Annotated in this window: 14 protein-coding genes; 12 read left to right on the forward strand and 2 right to left on the reverse strand. The window is 44.7% G+C overall.

The window, feature by feature from the left end:
• Window positions 1-58 precede the first annotated feature (58 nt).
• The 3 genes from AC0THY_RS07035 to AC0THY_RS07045 are packed head-to-tail and all read left to right on the forward strand — an operon-like array spanning window position 59 to window position 3337.
• Entirely contained in the window at window positions 59-727 is a 669-nt protein-coding gene (locus AC0THY_RS07035) for an ABC transporter ATP-binding protein (RefSeq protein ID WP_489993728.1), read from the forward strand.
• Window positions 724-2442, forward strand: coding sequence for a COG1361 family protein (locus tag AC0THY_RS07040; protein ID WP_489993729.1), 1719 nt, complete (start codon window positions 724-726; stop codon window positions 2440-2442). The genes AC0THY_RS07035 and AC0THY_RS07040 overlap by 4 nt, the downstream gene beginning before the upstream one ends.
• A complete protein-coding gene (locus AC0THY_RS07045; RefSeq protein ID WP_489993730.1) occupies window positions 2432-3337 on the forward strand; it encodes a hypothetical protein in 906 nt (301 codons plus the stop codon). The genes AC0THY_RS07040 and AC0THY_RS07045 overlap by 11 nt, the downstream gene beginning before the upstream one ends.
• Window positions 3338-3431: 94 nt before the next feature.
• Here AC0THY_RS07045 and AC0THY_RS07050 read toward each other — a convergent pair whose 3' ends face one another.
• Together AC0THY_RS07050 and AC0THY_RS07055 are read right to left on the reverse strand one after the other, a co-directional pair.
• Window positions 3432-4922, reverse strand: a complete 1491-nt coding sequence (locus AC0THY_RS07050; protein WP_489993731.1) for a hypothetical protein — start codon at window positions 4920-4922, stop codon at window positions 3432-3434.
• Between the two features lie 156 nt (window positions 4923-5078).
• A complete protein-coding gene (locus tag AC0THY_RS07055; RefSeq protein WP_489993732.1) occupies window positions 5079-5297 on the reverse strand; it encodes a helix-turn-helix domain-containing protein in 219 nt (72 codons plus the stop codon).
• Window positions 5298-5487: 190 nt separating this feature from the next.
• Between AC0THY_RS07055 and AC0THY_RS07060 the strand changes: the two genes are divergently transcribed.
• The 9 genes from AC0THY_RS07060 to AC0THY_RS07100 all read left to right on the forward strand — a co-directional run bounded on the left by AC0THY_RS07060 (window position 5488) and on the right by AC0THY_RS07100 (window position 18686).
• The gene (locus AC0THY_RS07060; RefSeq protein WP_489993733.1) at window positions 5488-6858 is read left to right on the forward strand and encodes a protein kinase domain-containing protein; all 1371 of its coding nucleotides are present in this window, start codon (window positions 5488-5490) and stop codon (window positions 6856-6858) included.
• Window positions 6845-7708 (forward strand): PP2C family protein-serine/threonine phosphatase, encoded by an 864-nt coding sequence (locus tag AC0THY_RS07065; RefSeq protein ID WP_489993734.1) that lies wholly within the window; start codon window positions 6845-6847, stop codon window positions 7706-7708. The genes AC0THY_RS07060 and AC0THY_RS07065 overlap by 14 nt, the downstream gene beginning before the upstream one ends.
• A 28-nt stretch (window positions 7709-7736) precedes the next feature.
• Window positions 7737-8420, forward strand: a complete 684-nt coding sequence (locus AC0THY_RS07070) for an FHA domain-containing protein (protein ID WP_489993735.1) — start codon at window positions 7737-7739, stop codon at window positions 8418-8420.
• A gap of 9 nt (window positions 8421-8429) precedes the next feature.
• Window positions 8430-9362: an FHA domain-containing protein gene (locus tag AC0THY_RS07075; RefSeq protein ID WP_489993736.1), complete on the forward strand. Its 933-nt coding sequence runs from the start codon at window positions 8430-8432 to the stop codon at window positions 9360-9362.
• Window positions 9363-9459: 97 nt separating this feature from the next.
• Window positions 9460-11757 carry an FHA domain-containing protein gene (locus AC0THY_RS07080; protein WP_489993737.1) on the forward strand — a complete coding sequence of 766 codons (2298 nt, stop codon included), beginning with the start codon at window positions 9460-9462 and terminating at the stop codon, window positions 11755-11757.
• Window positions 11758-11924: 167 nt separating this feature from the next.
• Window positions 11925-14153 (forward strand): InlB B-repeat-containing protein, encoded by a 2229-nt coding sequence (locus AC0THY_RS07085; protein ID WP_489993738.1) that lies wholly within the window; start codon window positions 11925-11927, stop codon window positions 14151-14153.
• A gap of 26 nt (window positions 14154-14179) precedes the next feature.
• Window positions 14180-16336, forward strand: coding sequence for a PASTA domain-containing protein (locus AC0THY_RS07090; RefSeq protein WP_489993739.1), 2157 nt, complete (start codon window positions 14180-14182; stop codon window positions 16334-16336).
• Window positions 16337-16383: 47 nt separating this feature from the next.
• Window positions 16384-16953: an FHA domain-containing protein gene (locus AC0THY_RS07095; protein ID WP_489993740.1), complete on the forward strand. Its 570-nt coding sequence runs from the start codon at window positions 16384-16386 to the stop codon at window positions 16951-16953.
• Window positions 16941-18686, forward strand: a complete 1746-nt coding sequence (locus tag AC0THY_RS07100) for an FHA domain-containing protein (protein WP_489993741.1) — start codon at window positions 16941-16943, stop codon at window positions 18684-18686. Before AC0THY_RS07095 ends, AC0THY_RS07100 begins: the two co-directional genes overlap by 13 nt.
• Window positions 18687-18703: the final 17 nt, after the last annotated feature.

Genomic DNA, 18703 nt, shown 5'->3' on the forward strand with positions numbered 1-18703 from the left:
AGCAGTCCGGTTTTTTTACTGCACCGTTACGATGTACTTAGAAGCAGGGAGGTTAAACATGATAGAGTTGATAGAAGTCTCCAAGAAGTTTGGGGAGGAGACGGTTCTGCACAGCGTTTCTCATCGGTTTGAGATGGGAAAGATACACGGAATCGTGGGAAACAATGGTTCCGGGAAAACGGTGATGATGAAGTGCATCTGCGGTTTTTTACATCCCAGCACTGGAAAGATACTGGTTCGGGGAAAACAGGTGGGAAAAGATATGGATTTTCCGGAAAATCTGGGGGTGATCATTGAAACACCCGGATTTCTTGGGAATATGACAGGTAAAAAGAATCTGCAGATCCTGGCGTCCTTAAACCGGAAGGTGATGGACGGAGAGATAGAGGCAGTGCTGAGACGGGTAGGGCTGGACCCGGGACTAAAAAAATCTGTACAGAAATACTCACTGGGAATGCGTCAGAGACTGGGGATCGCCCAGGCGATCATGGAGGACCCGGATCTGCTGATTCTGGACGAACCCTTTAACGGGCTGGATAAGCGTGGAGTGCAGGAGATTCGAACCCTGCTAAAGGAGCTGAAGCAAAAGGGAAAAACCATCCTTCTGGCCAGTCACAACGGACAGGATATTGATGAATTGTGTGATACGGTCTGCGAGATGGATGCTGGGATTTTACAAGTGGTCCGGACAGAACATGTAAAAGAGGGGAGAGACGTTGCGCTATGAAGAGAGGAAAGAAACTGGTCATGCTGTGTCTGGCGTTGGCCTTGACAGCAGGACAGACAACCTTGGCCCAGGGAATGTCTGCGGGAAATGATGTGGTGAAATCAGCGCAGAGTGAGGCGCCGCAGAACCAGGAGGGGAAAAGCAGTATGTCTGCTGAGGCTCAGGGGGCAGGAAAACAGGCAGACCAGACAGAGAACGAGGGAGCATCTGAGGGGGAGGCCCAGAAGCCTCAGGATGAGCAATCAAAGGAAACAGAGACCAGCGGGAGTGAGAGTCCCGGAACGAACACACCGAAGGAGCCGGAAACAGGGGATGACAACCAGGGACAGGAGTACCAGGGGCCCTATCTGGAGATAGACAACAGCCATGTGTACGACGGCATGGACAAATCTTTCCAGGAGGGGTATCTCCCCGCAGTCAGGAAAAATAAGGCATCCCTCACAGTGCCTTTTACGGAGCTGGCTGCTGTCCAGGGAGGAAAGGTACAGGCTGAAATCGATCTGGGGGATGCCTCCAGTGCACCTTTTGTGTTTAAGAACTATAACACCACTCTGGAGAAAAAGAGCTACCGTCTCAAGGAGGGCAGCATCCAGGCGTATCTGCTGAAACTGGAGTTAGAGTTGAAAAAAGACCGGCAGCCTGGATCGTATCCTGTAGTGGTCACGCTAAAGGGTAAGGGGGAGAACGGGCAGGCTTTTTCCCAGGTACATACGTTTTATATAACCGTACAGGCAGGGAGCGACAGGAATCCGGGGGGCGGGCAGGGAACGGCAGAGCCTGGCGGGGGCCAGGATTTGGGCGGCTACGGAGGCGGGGAGGGAACACAGGAGACAGAGATTAAACCGCAGCCTAAGGTCATACTTCAAAATGTCAACATGGGTAACAGTATCCTGAGTGCGGGTGAGGAGACCGGGATTGAGGTTGTTTTTCTAAACACAAACAAGTCCTCCTTTATTCAGAACATAACAGTGGCTGTCAGCGCTGAGGGGAATTCCATGCTGTTTGAAAAAAAGAGTTTCTATATTGACAAGGTAGCGGCTGGAAATACTTTCTCTGTAAAACTGAAGGTGACGGTGATGAAGGATACCCTGATTACCACAGACAAGCTGCAGTTTACCATTGAGTATGAGGACCCCAAGGCCACAGCCATCACGGAGACTGAGGACTTTATTTTAAAAATCACCCAGCCTGTTGTCCTGGAGACTGAGAATCTGGATATACCCGCTAAGGTGTATGCAGCGGAGACCATACCGGTCTCTATGAAGGTGATGAATATGAGCAGAGTGAAGATTTACAACGTACGCTTTTCCATGGAGGCGCCGGGATTGATGCCCAAGGAATCTGCCTTTATCGGGAATATGGAGGCGGGAAGCGCAGCGGTGGGAACTATGTCTGTGTACATTGGCACCAAGGATTTGGTAGAGGCGGACGGAGACGTGGATACGGACGGAAGCGGGGTGAAGTATGGGACAACCCAGGGAAAAATCACCCTGACCTATGAGGATGAGTTTGGAGAAGTCTATACAGAGGAACAGGAGTTTACCACCAATATCAACAAACCGGAAATACTAAGTCCCGTGGTGCCCAAGGAAGAGCAGGCGGCAGGACAGTGGTGGATTTCCATTCTGGCTGCGTTTGGAGGCATGGCTGCTGTACTGGGAGCGGCAGCCCTTCGCAGGTTTGTGCTGAGAAAGGCGGATACCTATGGAAAGTAGCGGGGAAGGAAAGAACGTTTATCGGAAAATTTACAGGAAACAGAATGCTGTGTTTTTTGGGGCAGCGGTGATGCTGGCGGCGGCAGCGCTTGTAATCTGGGTGATGGTTATGGGGGCAAGAGCCAGCGCGCAGAAGAGGGAACAAGGGTATCTGAAGGCAGAGGCGGATAAAGTGGGGATTACGCAGGAGGTACTGGACTATCTGGGAGCCATGTCGGAGGTACGGGCAGCCACTGGGCTTTTGGCGTTTGAGGGGAGTATTGCCATGGGAGATTATCAGTGGAACGGTACGGTCTGGGGACTTGACTTTGAAGGGGCGGACTTGAGATTTAGATATGGGGGAGGAGATTTGGAAGGGGGAAGCCTGCCCTCAGTGGTCTTTGCACACAGGGTTTCAGAAGATTTTGTGCGCAGGGATGGGGAGAAGATGGGAGAAAAGGAGAGAAGCATGCTGGAAAAGAAGATGACGGAGGAGGAGCTTAGCCTCTCGTGGGTAGAGCTGGAGCCAGTGGAGGGAGATCCTGCCACCAGCTGGCCGGCTGATGGCAGCACAGTGCAGGTCCGATTTGGAGGCATACTTAAGGAGGCGGGGGATCTGCTTGACTGCTCTGTGATGATTCCTCTGAGGGAGGCATCCAAAATGCAGCGGATACAGGGGAACACGGGGGAACCCCAGGGACTGCTCATTAAGGTGGAACATATTCAGGATGCCAAAAAAGTCATAGCCGAACTGCAGAAAATGGGAATTCAGTCTGAAAATCCCTATGAGGAGGCTCTCGGGCGGGTGGAGGAACAGGAGAAAACTCTGAGAGTTTATTTTTGCATGGCACTGCTTTTGCTTCTATTTTCCGCCCTCTATGTGAGGAGCCTGATAAGAGAGCCGCTGGCGGCGTAATACCGCCAGCGGCATTCTTTATGCGCCCAGCGGCGCACGTTTTGGTTTCCACGCTTAACTGCAGTTTCCACTGAGCCGTGGAACTGGAGGAGGATCACAATTCTGAAAGATAGTCTCGGACAATGGCATTCGTCTCTTCTGTACTGTAGATCAGGCGGCTTTCCTCCAGAGAGGAGAAAAAATCAGAAAAAGCTTCAAATATGCTGGATTCATCCAAAAATGCAAAACGAAAATCAAAACCGGAACAGAATTTGGAAAACATGAGGGTACGCTGGTCAAACATATCCAAATGAATATGGGTGGGAATTTTGAAATCTTCTCTGCATAAATGCCATCTTATACTGCCATAATTATTTAAACTAGCATTATTATTTAAGGCCAGTATCTTATTAAGCATCTTTTTCCGCTCGTCGATAGTAAAAGCGGGAAAATAGCAGGCGATTTGGCCGGTAACCTTTCCGGTCTGGCAAAAGAGCATGAAACCAGGCAAGGTAAATAAGACTTGGGGAGAGTGACTAAGAGAGCATTTTATTTGATCAAGCAATGTGGAAACAGTAGAGGTAACAATGCTGCTGTCGGAGTAACAGGCTTGTATGGTTTGTTTCATATATTTTGCAAAACGTTCCTCTGGCATAAGGGGCGTGATACAAGGATAGGATTCTAAAGAGTAAGAAATCCAACCGGAATTCAAGGAAGCTGTTCTATAAAAATGCAAAGATTCTGGAGCTGTTTTGGTACAGTGGACCAGGGATTTGGCATTTTGAAGAAGAAGCTTTAACTGCTCTTTGTATTTCTGTACAATGTTCGGATTGTCATGCAGGATTGCGGCCTTCATATCGGAGGAAAGAGCCAGGACATAGTCATTGGTCACCAGATAATAGGGCATGGGGAGATAGTCAATATCTGCGGGAAGATATTGGCTATAGGTGTAATATGGCATATAGTTCTGAAAAGGGGACAGCGCCAGCGGCAGGATTTCATGAAGAATTTCCAGATTACAGTTTACATTTTTATAACCATGCGGATTGGAGTGAAACGTGAGCAGATGCTGGATCTCCACATCCTTCTGATAACATTGAAAAAAGTAACGCAAATCCTGCATAAAAAGTGAAAAAGAAGAAGGAATATTAGTGATGATGGACTGCCTCTTCTCAGAGCGGAATGCGATGCCCAGGACGGAGGTAAGCAGCATATGAGTCTGGAAGGGATTTTGACTGTAAGAAATCATGGGTCTGTTATCAGAAGACAGGAAAAGATCCTGGTTTTCCTGATAATAGGTAGATGCTAATGACACTTCCTCCATCTCCGCCAGATGCTCAATAAGCTCCAGGATATATTTTCGGTTTTGATATTTTTCTCTTCCTATTTTTTCTTCCAGATAGAGTTCTCTAAGCTCCAGTCTTTCATTGGGGCTGATGCGAAGGAAATCGCAGAATTTATCGAAAAAGTCCTGGGGCGGTATCTGCCGGCCTATTGTCATGCGATGCAGTGCAGTACGTTCTAAATTGGTCTGCTTAGAAATACGGTAGACGGATGTATTATTTGCTTCGATTAATTGCTGGCAGCGTGTGCTGAATTCAGACATGTGATGACTCCTTTTTGTTTTTATTATACCTCCGTATTTTCATAAAAGGTAGGTAAATAAAAAAAATATAAGTGCACAAAACGATGCACTTATAGACATTAAGGCAATATTTGACTATGATATGTTTAAACGGAATAGCAAAAGAAGCAGGTTTGATTAGGTGAGCGGTGTTTTATAGGAAGATAAACCTAAAAGATAATCAGCGCTCACTTGATAAAGCCTGCACAAGGAAATTAGGTGACGAATTGGTAATTCATTTGCACCACGTTCATAACGGGCATACATAGTTTGCGAAGTGCCGAGATAATCAGCTACTTTTTGCTGCGTCAGATCGTGGTCTTCTCTCAAATTTCGCATACGAGTGATGTAATTCATAAAAATAGTATTCCCTTTTTTAAACAGCTTATCACAGTACGTATGTTTGCTATTGTATTTAGTAAACATTTGTACTAGAATAGAAATAAGCAGGAGGCTTGAGGAAGGGAAAAAAGCTACGCCCTATCAGATTGAGATGCAAAGGATCTAGGATCCCGGAGACATTTTGGGCAGAGGGAGAATGTTAAGTATGAATGAAAGCTTTAATACAATTTGTCCGAATTGCTTTGCCGATCGTATAGAAGACAATGTATGTCCTGCATGTGGCTATGATCGAAAAGCGGAACAAACGAATTCAATGGCGCTTCCACCATTTACTATGCTGCATTCCAGATATCTGACGGGACGCATCATAGGTTCAGGAGGATTTGGGATTACCTACATCGCATATGACATTATGAGTAACAAGATTCGAGCAGTTAAGGAATATGTCCCACTGGGAATTGCCAGTAGGATGGCTGATCATGTGACGCTGGCAGAAACCGCCGCAGATAAATATGATTCCTTTGTACATGGAAAAAAGAGATTCTATGAAGAGGCAAAGGTATTGTATGCTTGCAGTGAGATCCCTGATGTAGTAGAAATTCTGGATTATTTCCAGGAAAATAACACGGTTTACTTTGTGATGGAATACATTCGAGGCGTGACACTAAAAAGGTTCATTGTGTCAAATGGCGGAAAACTGCCTCTCGATATTTCCATGCAGATTATATGTGACGCAGGAAATGCACTGGAACAGGTACATCAGAAAGTTGCCATCTTTCATCGTGATATTAGTCCAGAAAATATCATGATTACAACAGAAGAGAAAATAAAAATTATTGATTTTGGGAATGCGAAGACGATTGACAGGGGAAAGCTTTCCGTGGTATTAAAACCTGGTTTTGCTCCTCCAGAGCAGTATTCCAGTCAGGCAAAACAGGGCAGATATACAGATGTATATGCTCTGGCGGGAACCTTCTACTATATGGTGTCAGGAGTTACACTTCCTGTTGCGCCTGACCGGTTAACAGGGAGCGATTATATAAAATTAAAAGACATGAATTTGGGAATAGACGCTTCGATGTCCAATGCTGTAGACAAGGCGCTGGCGCTAAATAATAAGGACAGGTATCAAACGGTGGGAGAATTTATTAATGCACTATTCCCAATTACGGTAACGAACTATAATGAACCTAAAAAAGAATATAGGAACGACTTGTCGGCAAAGCATAAGAGTAGTGTAGAAAAAGGAAGCCCTTATTTGGAAATTATAGAAGGTGTAATGGTAGGAGCAGGTTGGAATATAAAAAGCAATACACAAGTAGGAATAGGCAGGGCGGAAGCGCAGGCAGATATTGTAATTGAAGGAAGTCTGGAAATCAGCAGGCTGCATTTTCTTCTGGAATACAATACGCAGACAGGCAGCTTTTACATAGAGGATGTATCACAGAATGGCGTTTTCGTAGAGGGTTATGCACTGGAGAAATATAAAAAATATGAGTTGCCGGTAGACAGCAAAGCCGTATTGGGAGTGGACGTCTGTACCGTGAAATTAGGAGTGGAATATGGAAAAACATGACAAGAAAATAGAAAAATCAAATCAGTCGGAAATTATCACGGTAAAACTGTATACAGAAGACGATATTTTTGAAGACGAGGGGTTCCAGGGAATTTCCACAGGTATATGCAGTGTGCTGGGGACTAGAAAGAGTCAGCAGGATTCTGTGTTTGCTGAGTTTAACGGGGAACGGGGGATTGCCATTGTCTGTGACGGAATGGGTGGTTTGCAGGGGGGAGAGATTGCAAGCCAGACAGCGGTACAGATATTGGCAAATGATTTCTTCCTGGAAGGTGAGATTTTGGATATTCAGGAGTTTTTATGCCAGGAAGCTTATAAGACAGATCAGGAGGTGGGAAATCTGTGTGACGAGAACGGGATGTCTTTGGAATGCGGTACTACATTGGTTTCCATAATTATTGATAAAGGTCGTCTATACTGGCTTTCTGTGGGTGACAGTAAAATATATTTTATAAGAGATCATGAAATTATCTGCTTGAACAGGCTACATAACTATCGTATGACTATGGACGACATGCTGAGTCAGGGGCAGATTAGCATGGAGGAATACTGTGAAAAGGAGACTCAGGCTGAAGCACTGATTAGTTTTGTGGGAATGCGTAATCTCTCACTGATGGATGTGGGTCCAAAAGGGGGATTGGAACTGAAAGATAATGATATTATTCTTTTGACCAGTGACGGGCTATATCGACTTCTTACGGATAACGATATTATAGAAATTGTGAAGCGAAATATGTTTGATATGCAAAAGGCCGCAAAGGCTTTGATAAACGAAGCCGCCATGCGTGTCACGGGGTCCCAGGATAATACCTCGGTGGCTATTATTCGCTACCAGGAGGAAATAAAATAATAAAACTACGGTATATGGAGGGAAAATTATGAATTTAAAGAGATGCCAAAACGGACACTTTTATGACGCGGATAAGTTTACAGCTTGTCCGCACTGTTCACAGCCGGAGGAAAATCCTCAGGCACACAATCCTACCATTGGAATTAACAATGCCGTTGGAGGGGCAGTCACCACACCGGTACAAGGTGACGTCATATCGCCTGTACGTATACCTGAGCCGAATATCCTGAATATGCCGCCCTCACAGTCCCAGCCAATTTCTATTAAAGACAGCGTTAGTAATCTGGCCACCACTCCGGATACCAGAGCTGACGATGAGGACAGCAAGACAATTTATTTTAAAGAGGATAAAGGCGTGGATCCTGTGGTGGGCTGGCTGGTATGCATCAGTGGTAACTATTTTGGGGAAAGTTTTAAACTTAAAACAGGCAGAAACTTTATTGGCCGTGCTCAGGGGATGGACATTGTTTTGGCAAAGGATCGGAGTGTGTCCAGAGATCGGCATGCCATAGTTGTCTATGTGCCGAAAAGCCGGGATTTCCTGGCGCAGCCCGGGGATTCCAGAAGCCTGTTTTACCTGAATGAGAATGTGGTTTTGACGGCGGTGAAATTAAAGCGGGGAGATATTCTGAGCCTTGGTGATACAAAGCTGATGTTTATACCATGCTGTGGGGCTGACTTTGGATGGGATGAGCTGGAAGCGGAAGGGTAGAACAATTCTATGATAAAGGAAGCAAAAAAAAGCAAAATATGCAGCATTGTTACAATGGGACTGTGTGCATTAATATCCGTATGTTTTTTTCTGCCGTTACTGAAGCTGGATTTGTCTCCGGTAACGGGGAGTATCTATCGGTTTTTTACAGATCATTCGGTATGGCAGGAAGGGTTAAAATATTCAACATTTACTATAGTGAAGGAAGTGTGGAAGTACCGCAATGAGATAGGCAAATATTATTGGCTGTTTATGGTTTGTGGACTGGCCCCATATTTTTTTGCGTTGGTGGTTTTTGTGCTGTCATGGCTGAGAGGGCGATGGAAATATATTACAAATCTGATTTTGTCCGGCACCGGTTTTTTGATTACCTTTTGTGCTCACAAGCTGTTTATTCCCCTGGGAGTTAAGAACGTTTTGGAAGAACTTGTGGATGATTCCATAGCGGGAGATATATTGGATATTTTTCATGTGGAAAGCCTAACGGATATTTTTGCAAAGGAAGCATCAAAGGTCTATTCGGGGAGTCTGAGTCTTAGTTTTTACTTTCTATTGACGTTATTTTTCCTGATGGTTGTTGTATCGGTAATTGGACTTGTGCTGTATAGAAAAGCTGCTGATATAGCAGGGGAAACAGCTGCGCTGATAGGTCTGGATGGAATTTTTAAGGGGGCTGTCATTTCTATAGAAAAGAACGAAGAACTGATTATAGGAAGAGATCCTGCCCAGTGTAATATCATCATAGAAGCAGAGGAAATAAGCCGAAAGCACTGCATCGTAAGTTTCGACTCCATTACCGGGCAGTATCGGGTTACGGACTATTCTTCCAATGGAACCTTTATAAACAATGAAAGACGAATTATGAGGAACCAGCCTCAGTTTGTAAAAAGAGGAGAAGTTATTTACGTGGGAGGCGAAAAGAACCGTTTCCAATTGTACTAAAATGAAAGGTGTCCGGCATGGCAGAATGCAGGACGGGTATATACGTTGTTTATGCGCAGTAATGTAAAACCCGCAGGCAAAAGGCGCCATCATCGGAATGAATGGACAAATGATACATAATTTGATGATTATTGATGCAAAAGGAACTATGCGCCAGATGAACTTGTCTTCGTTTAGAAAGCAAAGGATTTTGATGGGAAGAGATCCGGAGCAGAATGATATTGTTTTACCGGAGAATTTTGTATCCAATCTGCATGCAAAGTTTAAACTGGTGGCTGATACACTCTGGTTTGCTGATCTTGGGAGCACACACGGAACCGATATTTATGACGGTGGTGTACAAAAGCGTCTCAAAGGAAACCAGAACTATTGCTTACTAAGAGACGGGACTATTTTGAGAATACAGTATGAAGGGGAATCTATACTGATTTTGTATACCTTCAATCAGCAAGAGGAAATGTGGATCAGATACGATATGGAATTTCCTGAAATTCGTATCGGAAGGAATGTGGAAAATGATATTGTACTAAATCACCCGTCTGTTTCCAGGGTTCATGCCATCCTTAAAAAAGAAGAAGAATCCTGGAGAATCCGGGATAATCACAGTACCAATGGAGTGATTGTAAATTTTGTTCCTTTGGAAAACTCTATGCTTCTGCAGGATAAGGATGTCATTCAGATTTTCAATTCCAGACTGATTTTTACAAAAACAGCGGTTTATTATCAGAATTCCATGGAGGGTATCTCATTACATGTCAGGAATGTGAATAAATTTGTGGGGAAGAGCAAGAAAAAGATTTTGAATAACGTGTGCTGTGATATCAGAAGTAATGAATTTGTTGCCATTATTGGAGGGTCCGGCGCCGGGAAAACTACACTGATGAACGCAATCAGCGGATTTGATGAAAATATAACCGGAGAGGTTCTATGTAATGGAATTCCTCTGCACCAGAACTTCAGGGTAATGAAGAATCTGATCGGATATGTTCCACAGCAGGATATTATTTATGAAAATCTGACGCTGCGAAAAATGCTATATTACACGGCACAGCTGAAGATGCCTGCAGATACCCAAAAGCAGGAGATGCAAAAACGTATTGGCGATGTCCTTAAGATGGTAGAACTTCGGGAGCATCAATCTACGTGCATCCGAAAGCTTTCAGGCGGACAGAAAAAGAGGGCAAGTATTGCGGTGGAGTTGTTGGCAGATCCCAGTCTTTTCTTCCTGGATGAACCGACGTCGGGACTGGATCCAGGTACTGAAAAGAAGCTGATGCAAACCTTGAGCAGACTTTCAAAGACCCAGGGAAAAACAATTATTATGGTGACGCATACGACTTCGAATCTCCATCTGTGTGACAAGGTGGTTTTTATGGGACCAGGGGGAAAGCTCTGCTTTTACGGAACCACAGAGCAGGCAAAGATGTTTTTTGACACGGATAATTTGGTTAATATTTATAATAAAATAGCGGAAGCGCCTGAAATGTGGGCTGCACAGTTTGCGGGCTGCATGCTTGAGGAAGAAAAGCCTCAGACGGTGCAGAGTCAGATTGATATGAGCAAGAAGCATGTGAATGCGTTCCGTCAGATGAAAATTTTGACCTGCCGCTATATGGAACTCATATGGAATGACAGGCAGCGTTTACTTTTGCTGCTTTTGCAGCCCGTACTGATTGCTGTGCTGCTGACGGTGGTAGCTGCGGAGCATGTGTTTGAGGTTTATGATGGAACGAAATCCATTTTATTTGCTCTGAGTTGTGCGGGTATATGGATCGGACTTTTTAACTCTATTCAAGAAATATGTAAGGAACGAGTCATACTAAAGCGTGAATATATGGGGAATTTAAGACTTAGCGCTTATATGCTCTCCAAATATATTGTACAGTTTCTGATAGGCCTTGTACAGGCATTTCTGATGACAGTAATATTTACTCTTGGTGTAGGTAAACCGGAGGCAGGCATTTTTTTTAGAAGCGCTTTGCCAGAACTGTTCCTTGTATTTTGGTTTACCATTCTTGCCTCAATGGCAATGGGGTTTGTGGTCTCAGGGATCGTGAAAAGTGGGGATAAAGCGATGACAGCCGCTCCATTTTTGCTGATTATACAGCTTCTTTTTTCCGGCATACTTTTTGACTTAAAGGGATTAGGGAGCCGGTTTTCTTGTCTGACCATTAGTAAATGGTCAGTAGAAGGATTTGGAAGGCTGGCGGATTTGAATACCCTGCCTTCCAAACTGCAGGATGAGTTTCCGGGCTATGTAAGAGAGGCAGAAGAGATGTTTCAGCACACGAAAAGGGGAATTGCTGCGGATATGACGGTTCTGAGCATATTCATGATCGTGTGCCTAATGACGTGTATATTTGTATTGCGAAGCGTAGCAAAGGATAGCAGATAGGATAATAATAGGAAGCGCTGCTGCTTTGGCAGATATTACATACAATAGAAAAGCTTCACCAAAATGGCATTAAGTGGTTTATATGCGGAAAGGTGAAAAATACACAGAATATTGCCGCGGATATAAAAAATAGTGCAAAAACAAAGCGGGAACAGGAGGAATAAGAGATGAGGCTGAAAAAGGGAAGAAAAAAAAGAGTTGTCTGGCTGATAACGCTACTGATGGCATTACAGCTAGGAGGCGGTGCGTTAAAGGCAGAGGCTGAGGAGACAGAAGGATATACAGTTACCTTTGATGCAAAAGACGGGATGTTTACTACAGTACTGCCGGAAAGCACAGATGATAAATACAATCTTCTGGAAAATGGACAGCTTGAAGTAAAAGGGATTCCCAAAGGAACCACATTTGGAGATATAACAAAGGACTTGTTTGAGCGCTTCACGCTAAGCTATAACGAAGAAGGATATACAGCTGGCTGGTATATAGGCACGGTTATAGGAGAGGCAAAATTAGATGATGATACGGTATTAACAAATGCAGATGCTTTCGAGGTCTACGCAAAATGGGAGAAAACAAAGTATAATGCTACGGTGATACCAGATTACCCGTCTGGCGATAAGGGGAAGGATATACTACTCTCAGATAAAGCAGTACATGGAGAAAACCTTCTTAAGTATCTTAGTGAAAAGTTTACTCCGGATCCCGAACAGCCAGGGTATGAAATCGGAAAATGGTCTTATTTAGATGCTCAGGGCAACATAAACGATGTGACTGAGGATATGATCATCAATGACGACGTGGCATATGATACGGAAGAAAAAAAGATAAAGATCAAACCAATCTGGCAAGGGAAAACTTATGAGATCACGCTGAATGAAAATCACGAGGGCGGTCAGGAGAAGACAGAGAACATCACATATAAGGGTGACCAAACACAACTTCCTGGTCCGGAATGGGAGGGTCATGATTTTTTAGGCTGGTGTACAGAAAAAATAAATGGAGATGAATGTGAAGACATTGAGGCTTATAAAATCACTGGGAAATCGCTTTATAAGATAGAATCAAACCCTGTTTTATATGCTTGCTGGCGAAGCAAGTCCTATAAGGTCACTTTGCGTTTGTATAAGAATGGGGAAAATTGGGAGGAACAGGAGATTACCGAGGTAAAGTATGGCACAGATCTTTCCAAATGGATTGAGGAAGAGAAGGTAAAGGAAACAGTTGCTGAAAAAATTCAAAGTTATTCTGGGCATAGTTTTGATGGCTGGTATCTGCGTCTTTTTGATGAGAGTGAGGGCGGCACACAGGATGTGAAGCTCGGAGATAATACGATTTTGAAAGAGGATGTTTATTTATATGCACACTGGAAAGAAAAATACAAGGTTACTTTTAATGTAAATGGAGAAACGTGTAATACAGATAGTATCACAGTGACTTTGGGTGAACCATATGGCAGTCTTCCGGTGACTGCCGCCCGTACAGGCTATACCTTTGCCGGCTGGCAGGATGCAGATGGAAAAACGATTGACTCCAAGAGTATTTACGAAGAAAAGGGGGACAGTACACTTTTCGCAAAATGGCGGCTTATCAGCTATTCTCTTTCTTACAACTTAGAAGGAGGAAAAACAGAGAAAAGAAATCCGGATACCTATAACATAGAGAGTGACAAAATTATACTGGTAAACCCAATCAGGGAGGGATATGTATTTGAGGGCTGGAGCGGAACGGATTTGAAGGGCAATACGAATAAAAATGTAATGATTAATAGAGGCAGTTGGGGAAACCGCAGCTATACGGCTCATTGGAAAAAGAACCAGCCGTCTCCTTCTGTGCCCGATCCAATACTTGGTAAGGCTACTGGCGTAAAGGTGTCTCGGAGCAAAAAAGATGCGACTCAGGTTACCATTCGCTGGAAAGCGGCAGAGAATGCGCAGAACTACAAGGTATGCTGGAGTACAAAGAAAAAAACAGGATATAAGGTATGTAAAACGGTCGGCAAAAAGACCCTTACTTGTGTTAAGGGTGGATTAAAGCCCGGAAGGATTTATTATTTTAGGGTAGTGTCGTCCATGCAGGTGAATGGAAAAACGGTGGCTAACAGATCAGCGGTAAGCAGCCCTTATAAATGTATTCCGAAGAAGCCAAAGCTTCGAATAACAAAAGTAGGAGATCAGCAGCGGCTTAGCTGGGGTAAGATGGAAAAAGGCACTGCGGGAATTGAGATACGAAAGAATAATAAGTTTTATGCAGGCGCGAAGAGAAATGACCTGAAAACCTATGAGATACACCAAGAAAGAGCGCCTAAAGGAACTTCATTTAAGATTAGAGTTTATTTCCAGGCCGGGAAGAAAAGGGTGTACAGTCCCTGGTCAAATACCGTAAAAGTAAAAAACTAACAGCAAAAAGTGAGGAGTCATAGACCATGAAATTTTGCATTAATTGTATGGCAAAAATACGAGATACAAAGGATGTATGTCCATTTTGCAACCAGCAGCAGAATATCGGTGTGAAAAGCTCGTTTCACTTAAGTCCCGGAATCACTTTGAAAGAGGGCAGGTATCTTTTGGGGAGGGCGCTTGTATGGGACGATTTTTCCGTAACCTATGCAGGGCGTGACATGATAGAGGATCAGATTGTAACCATTCAGGAATATGTTCCGGAGGCAATCGCAAGGCGGGAGCAGAACGGGATAGGACTTGCCTGTATCTCTCAAGATGTGTTGAGGGATTATCGCAGAGGTCTGAAAAGCTTTGTGGAGACAGGAATGTTACTAAAGGCAAAAACAGATAGCCTGACCAATATAGTGAGGGTTTTTGACTGCTTTTATGAGAATGGGACGGGATATCTGATTATGGAGCATGTGAATGGGCAGAGCGTAAAGGAGCTGCTGAGTGAGGAGCATATTTTTTCCCCGGAGCCGGCAAAGCAGGTCATTTGTGCGGTTCTGGAAGGAGTGGCTACTCTGCATCAGGCGGGTATTTGGCATCAGGATATTCATCCGGGGAGCATTTTACTTACTGCAGATGGTTGGATAAAGATTACCATACCAGGAGGCTACCGCTATCAGGTTATAGGAAATAAAGTACAGCGCACATCCGTAGTTCGGGATGGCTACAGTGCACAGGAACAATATCGTAACCGTGGGGAAATAGGAGCTTATACAGATGTGTATGAAGTGGGAGCAGTTTTGTTTCATATGATTACCGGAAACAGGCCTCAGTCTGCAGCTGACCGTGTTTACAAGGATCAACTGGCATTTTCAGATAAAATGCGGAAGGAGCTTCCCCCAAATTTTCAGAATGCCCTGTGGAACAGCCTGCAGATCATTCCGGAGGAGCGAACACATACCCCTTTGGACTTTCAGCGTGAGCTTAGGGCGAAAAAGGTGGACAAAATCTCAGGAACTTTTGCGAACAAGAAAACGTTGAAAAAGAGAAGAACGCTTTTTGTTGGAGTGTCGGCAGCAGTATGTGTCTGTCTGGGGGCAGCAGCAGTTACAGGACTGCTGGGGCCAAAAAAACGGACAGAATACGCTGATGCTGCTATAGATATACTGATCCCCAACCTTTGTGGGATGTCGGTTGAGGAAGCGAAAAAGACTGCCAGAAAAGCAGGTATCAAACGGGATAACGTAGAAGAAGCAGATATGCTTCCCGGTGATAAAGGAACGGAAGGTACCATCATCCAGCAATCGCCTGAGGTGGCGCAGTCACTTGGGGGAAATGATACGGTAAAGCTGACAGTAAGCGGCGGCGACGAGCGCGTATGGCTTCCAAATATGAGAGGAAAGACAGCAGAAGAAGCGAAAAAAGAGTTAAAGAAGCGCAACCTTGTCTTTTCGGAGGAGGAATTTGAAGAGATTTATACTTCTGATGAGGACAGCAGGCAGGTGAAAAAGGGCAGCATCCTTGCTGTGTTGTTGGAGGGAGAACCTCTGAGAGAGGAGTATCGGGAGATAAATCAAGGGACCAAAGTGAATTTAAGAGTATCTCTGGGAGATTACGAAAAAGAAGTGAAGAAGCTTGAAGTCCCAAACCTTGTTGAAGAGGGGACGGTGTATGCAGCACAAGAACGTTTGGAAAGACTGGGGGAAGAAAGCGGCTTGGGATTGACCTTTTCCATTGTACTGGACGAGGAAGGTGCAAAGGATGATCCGTTTTTTGCATATCGAAGCATTACTGCTCAGGATGTGGAAGCAGGAACCATGGTGCGGCCTTGTGCAAAGGATGGCGCTGTCCAACAGATCAAGGTAACGCTGGGGCCGAAAAAGGCAAAGGTTCCGGAAGTCTATGGATTAAGTGAAAAGGAGGCAAGGCTAAATCTGGAAGCGGCAGGATTGTCCATAAATGCAGACATAGCATTGGACTATTCCGAGGAAGTGGACGAAGGAAATGCAATCAGTACATACCCGGGTGCAGGCGAGCTGCTGGATCAGGGAAGCGAGGTAACATTGAGTATCAGTAAAGGAAGCAGACCTGCACCGCCTCAGACGTCAACACCAACTCCGATACCGGCGCCTGTCCAGCAGCCTGCGCAAACACCGGAGAACACACAGAATGCCGATGGCGGCTGGGGATGACAGGCGCAGTTATGGGAATAAAAGGATAAAGAGTAGGAGGTATTTAAATGGGAGTAGTGCAATGCCCCAGAGGTCATTTCTACGATGATCGAAAGTTCAGAAGCTGTCCGCACTGTGAGAAAGCAGCAGGCAATGAGGATTCCGCCACAGTCAGAATGGCAGATGATGTGATAAAGCCGCAGACATTAAAGGTTCTCATGGAGAATTCAGTTCATTACGAGGGAGACTTTGATCAGGAAAAGACAGTTGCCTTTATTGCAAAAGAGAAAGGAAACGACTTTGTTACGGGCTGGGTGGTATGTACAGAGGGACCAGAAAAAGGCCGCTCCTATACTCTGCATCACGGTTTTAACAGAATCAGCCGAAGCAATGACCCTGAAACAGATATACAGCTGGCGGAAGACAGGCAGATTTCCCGGGGCTGTCACTGCGCCATTGTCTATGATTACAAAAAGAACACATTTTATCTGGTTCCGCGGGAAGGGAATCTGGTCTATATGAAGGATGAATTTTTGCAACAGCCTGCAACGCTTACCACGGGCGACTGTTTTAAAATCGGAGACAGTGAGCTTACATTTGTTGCATTTTGCAGAGGAGAGTGGAAATGGGAAAGATAGGACGAAAAAATCTGGGAGTTATGTTGGTACTTCTTCTTTGCATGGTTTGTCAGAGCAGGATACTTACACTTCAGGCAGCGGGGGCGGAGCAAAAGACAGAAAAGCTTCGCATTGAACAGGCCCATGCTGTAATGCCGGATATAGAGCTTTATTGTTATCTGGATAATGAGGGCGTAAATGAAAAGATAGAGGATATAGAAGGCGTATATGCAGACAAAGAACTAACGGTAGTATCCATAAAGGACTGCAAGCCTGAGAGTGGTATCGACTATTATTTCCTGTTGGATGTGTCAGCGTCTATCAGTGAAATATATTTTCAAAGCGTTCAGCAGGCAATCATTCGTTTCCAATCTGAAATGAATAAAAAGGATAATCTGACCCTGCTTACCTTTGGGGACCAGGTGAACGTAGTTTTTGAAAAGAAAGGGGCGGAGGATGACTGCAGCGGACAGATTAACAGCCTCAAAAATAAGGATATGACGACTGCTCTTTTTCAGGCAATAGATCAGGCCGCGGCAATGGCGGATACAGAAGAAAATGCCAGGAAACGAAGCATTGCCATAGTGATCAGTGACGGAGAAGACTTCAGCACAAATAAAACAACAGCAAATGAAGCGCTGGCTATTTTGGAGGACACAGGACTTCCCATTTATTCCCTGGTGGCGGAGGAGACGAACAGAGGGGAGGAAAACACTTATATCAATACTTTTGGAGAATTCAGCCGTCAGAGCGGCGGACGCCTAGCTACGTTCAACGACACCACCGCATGGCAGAGTCTGGAAGGGATTCGGAACGGACTGTACAAAGCAAAAGTTCTCACGCTGCGTGCCGACACAAACCATACTATGCAGACGGCTCAGCCTTTAACGGTGACAGTAGACAAAAAAGCATCGGCCACAATCAATATGCCGTCAAAATATTCCGTACCGGATAACGTCAGTCCGACGGCGTCCGTACAGGAGATATCAGACAGGGAAATACGTATTACGTTCAGCGAACCGGTCATAGGTGCTGCTCTTCCGGGAAATTATCGGATTACTGGAAGGGATGGAAAGCCATTGGCAAATTACACGGTTGCCCGACAGGAGAGCAGCGGCTGCGAGATGGTACTAACCTTTTCTGAGCCATTTTATAATGGGGATTATGAGATCACTTATCTGAATATTTATGATAATTCAAAGGAAGCCAATAGGGTAAACAGTGTAAATACACTGACCATAGAGGATGGAGTGAAAGAAGACACAGGTTTTGCAAAGTTTTTTAAGCAATATTGGATGATTTTGGTGGCAGTTTTGACTGTGCTGATAGTGGCGCTGTTTTTCCTTCTGTTTTATTTCAGGATTAAACGGCGAAAGGGTATGGTGGTAATGGATGGAAAGGTGATGCTCGGAAATAATTTAGAGATAAAGCAGAAGGTAGAACTGCAGCAGAAAAGCGGACATTCCATTGTCTTCGAAATAAATGACAGAGCGCAGGGGAAGAAGAAAATCCCCATGTCGGTGGAAGAAAGTATTTTTGTAGGACGTTCTGAGATCTGTGACTTATATTTCAATGATGAGATGCTTTCCAAGCAGCATTTTGTCATAGAAGAGGGCGCAGACGGGTTCTATATACAGGATCTGGGTACCACGAATGGAACTATGGTAAACGGTGTGAAAATTCATCAACGAAGAAAACTGAATCAGGAAGATATCATCAATGCGGGAATGATTGAGCTTAAGGTGACCTGGTAGTTCATGGAGGATAGCTT

It is taken from the genome of Ruminococcus sp. 8Y-12 (assembly GCF_058119865.1).

Bases quoted from the DNA above. Each gene is read 5' to 3' on its own strand.
- AC0THY_RS07055 (WP_489993732.1), bottom strand. From the start codon at position 5,297: ATGAATTACATCACTCGTATGCGAAATTTGAGAGAAGACCACGATCTG.
- AC0THY_RS07080 (WP_489993737.1), top strand. From the start codon at position 9,460: ATGAATGGACAAATGATACATAATTTGATGATTATTGATGCAAAAGGA.
- AC0THY_RS07065 (WP_489993734.1), top strand. From the start codon at position 6,845: ATGGAAAAACATGACAAGAAAATAGAAAAATCAAATCAGTCGGAAATT.
- AC0THY_RS07040 (WP_489993729.1), top strand. From the start codon at position 724: ATGAAGAGAGGAAAGAAACTGGTCATGCTGTGTCTGGCGTTGGCCTTG.
- AC0THY_RS07060 (WP_489993733.1), top strand. From the start codon at position 5,488: ATGAATGAAAGCTTTAATACAATTTGTCCGAATTGCTTTGCCGATCGT.
- AC0THY_RS07070 (WP_489993735.1), top strand. From the start codon at position 7,737: ATGAATTTAAAGAGATGCCAAAACGGACACTTTTATGACGCGGATAAG.
- AC0THY_RS07090 (WP_489993739.1), top strand. From the start codon at position 14,180: ATGAAATTTTGCATTAATTGTATGGCAAAAATACGAGATACAAAGGAT.
- AC0THY_RS07075 (WP_489993736.1), top strand. From the start codon at position 8,430: ATGATAAAGGAAGCAAAAAAAAGCAAAATATGCAGCATTGTTACAATG.
- AC0THY_RS07045 (WP_489993730.1), top strand. From the start codon at position 2,432: ATGGAAAGTAGCGGGGAAGGAAAGAACGTTTATCGGAAAATTTACAGG.
- AC0THY_RS07100 (WP_489993741.1), top strand. From the start codon at position 16,941: ATGGGAAAGATAGGACGAAAAAATCTGGGAGTTATGTTGGTACTTCTT.
- AC0THY_RS07050 (WP_489993731.1), bottom strand. From the start codon at position 4,922: ATGTCTGAATTCAGCACACGCTGCCAGCAATTAATCGAAGCAAATAAT.
- AC0THY_RS07095 (WP_489993740.1), top strand. From the start codon at position 16,384: ATGGGAGTAGTGCAATGCCCCAGAGGTCATTTCTACGATGATCGAAAG.
- AC0THY_RS07085 (WP_489993738.1), top strand. From the start codon at position 11,925: ATGAGGCTGAAAAAGGGAAGAAAAAAAAGAGTTGTCTGGCTGATAACG.
- AC0THY_RS07035 (WP_489993728.1), top strand. From the start codon at position 59: ATGATAGAGTTGATAGAAGTCTCCAAGAAGTTTGGGGAGGAGACGGTT.